Below are 2,165 nucleotides of genomic sequence, written 5' to 3'. Positions count from 1 at the left end.
CTTTCAACCAGGCCACCCTTGAAACCACTATTATGGGTCAAGGCACCCCAGCCAAATGACGAATCCTGTCCGTCTCCCTAAAATAGCGACAGATAACGGGTAATAGCGCTTTACCCTTTTCCCTAACAGCCTCCTCGAGTCCTCATGAAGCGTGTACTGGTCGTAGATGACGATCCCCTCTCCCTGAAGGTGCTGAGCCGCCACCTGACTCAGCATGGCTATCGGGTTTGTACAGGCGCTTCGGGTGTAGAAGGGTTGCGTCTGTTTGCCCAAGAGCAGCCGGATGTGGTGGTTTCAGATGTGGTGATGCCGGAAATGGACGGCTTCGAGTTTTGCCGACAGCTGCGCCAACAGCGCGGCGGCGAGCTCGTCCCCTTCATTTTTCTCTCTTCGCGGGGAGAGATCGATGACCGAGTTCAGGGCTACGAGCGGGGGGCGGATGACTACATCATCAAGCCCTTTGAACCCCTGGAGTTGGTGGCCAAAATCGAGGCCCAGATTGAACGCTCCCGCCGCACCCAATCGGAAATTTTGCGGCTAATCCAACAGCAGTCCCAGCCAAAACCCGAAGCGGACCCCCGCCCCACCCCACCCGAATTGCCTCTGACCCCTGCTGAGGAGCGGGTCTTTCGGGAAGTCATTCGCGGCTTCACCAACAAGCAAATCGGCGAGAAGCTGTTCATCAGCCCGCGCACTGTGCAAACTCACCTGACCAACATCCTCAGCAAGCTTTCTTTGGAAAATCGCTCGCAACTGGTGCGTTTTGCCTACGAACGGGGCTACACCGCCGAAGAGGAGCCGGGCCAGAAGGGATCCCTTTCAGGCCAGGTGTAGCCTCAAAACAGCACGCGGTGCTTTTCGCACCCGACAGGGGATCCGCTCCTTGCCCAAGCGGACAAATGCCTCGTAGCGATGGCAGCCGGAGAACCCATAATACTCCCCTTCCACTTCCAAAACCTCAATGGGCTCCTGTAGGCCGACTGCTTCAATGGAAGCCATCAGCGCCTGCACCTTATCCGGATCCGTTTGCCGCGGCAAAGGGCGGCGAATTTGGGCAAGGGGAATCTCGCGAATCTGCGCCATGTTGAACTTTCTCCCTAAGCAAGCTACTTAATCATACTCGTTATGACTTTGCTCTATCAAGACTGGCAGAGGGGATGGATTCTCAGGCCAGAGCATGGCAGGATAACACCATTCCTCACTGCTCTCTCCCTCAGTAGCCAACCCAGCCATGTGGCAACTCCTCAAAGCCTTATGGGGAAAGATCGCCGGCCAAGCCCCCCCTGCACCCCCCGCTGCCGCGCCACGACCACCCCTTGACAAGAGGCTGGTTCAGCAGCCCTCTCCCCGGAATGTCCCTGCTGCAGAGGCCGCCCGCAAAGAAGAAGCCCCTGAGCCCACACCAGAACATCCCGCCCCAAAAGTTGCAGTAGCTCAACGGGGTGAGGAACCTGTGGTGTGGATCCCTGCTCAGGAGAAATCCCCAGACTCTGTGGCAGTAGAATCCCCCATCGGCCCGGCTCAACCCACCTCTACCGCCAAAAGCATCAGCAGCTTCTGGGCCATGACCGACACTGGATCCCGGATTTCCTGCATTGCTGCCACCACCGACAGTGGCCGTGCGGTCAGCTCCATTGCGACTGCTAGGCTCCGCCAACCGGAATAGCGACCGGGATCCCTTTAGCTTCAGAAAAAACTTCAGGGCAAGTCAGGAATAACTCCCATCCATTTCCACCCGCTACTGCAGGGATCCCCAGGGGGCATTGGGCCGATAATGGACAGGTAGCGTTGGGGGTTCCAAGCATGCTGGAGATGATCTTTAACGGGGCCAACTGGTTTGCTTTGCCCTTTTGGGCCTTGATGATTCTGCTGCCGGGTTGGAAGGTAACCCGCAAAGTGATGGAATCGCTTTTGCCCATCGCTCTTCTGGCGGCGGTTTATTTGTATCTTTTGGTCACCGGGTTTAATGCCGATGTTCTCAAGGAATTTTCCAACCCTCAACTGTCTCTGACCAGCTTAACTGGCCTATTCAGTCAACCCTCCGTTATGGCGACGGGATGGGTCCACTACATCGTCATGGATTTGTTTGTGGGCCGCTGGATCTTCTTGGAAGGGTGGGATAAGCGAGTATGGACAACCCATTCCCTGATTTTGTGCTTGTTTGC

General features: G+C 56.5%; 3 protein-coding genes. 2 read left to right on the top strand and 1 reads right to left on the bottom strand.

Annotated features, from left to right (window positions below; translation table 11 throughout):
• The first annotated feature begins 144 nt into the window (after window positions 1-144).
• Window positions 145-834, top strand: a complete 690-nt coding sequence (locus tag NW820_RS11975) for a response regulator transcription factor (protein WP_011432676.1) — start codon at window positions 145-147, stop codon at window positions 832-834.
• Here NW820_RS11975 and NW820_RS11970 read toward each other — a convergent pair.
• Window positions 820-1,083, bottom strand: a complete 264-nt coding sequence (locus NW820_RS11970; RefSeq protein ID WP_011432677.1) for a sulfiredoxin — start codon at window positions 1,081-1,083, stop codon at window positions 820-822. The two genes, NW820_RS11975 and NW820_RS11970, sit on opposite strands and share 15 nt — an antisense overlap.
• A 720-nt stretch (window positions 1,084-1,803) precedes the next feature.
• On the opposite strand from NW820_RS11970, the gene NW820_RS11965 reads away from it, so the two are divergent.
• The coding region (locus tag NW820_RS11965) for an ABA4-like family protein (protein ID WP_414407596.1) at window positions 1,804-2,165 on the top strand (362 nt) is incomplete at its 3' end.

The sequence above is a fragment of the Synechococcus sp. R55.7 genome (genome assembly GCF_047461955.1).
GTDB lineage: Bacteria > Cyanobacteriota > Cyanobacteriia > Thermostichales > Thermostichaceae > Thermostichus.
Note: the sequence above shows the minus strand (reverse complement) of the source record. Positions and strands in the feature narration are given on the sequence as shown.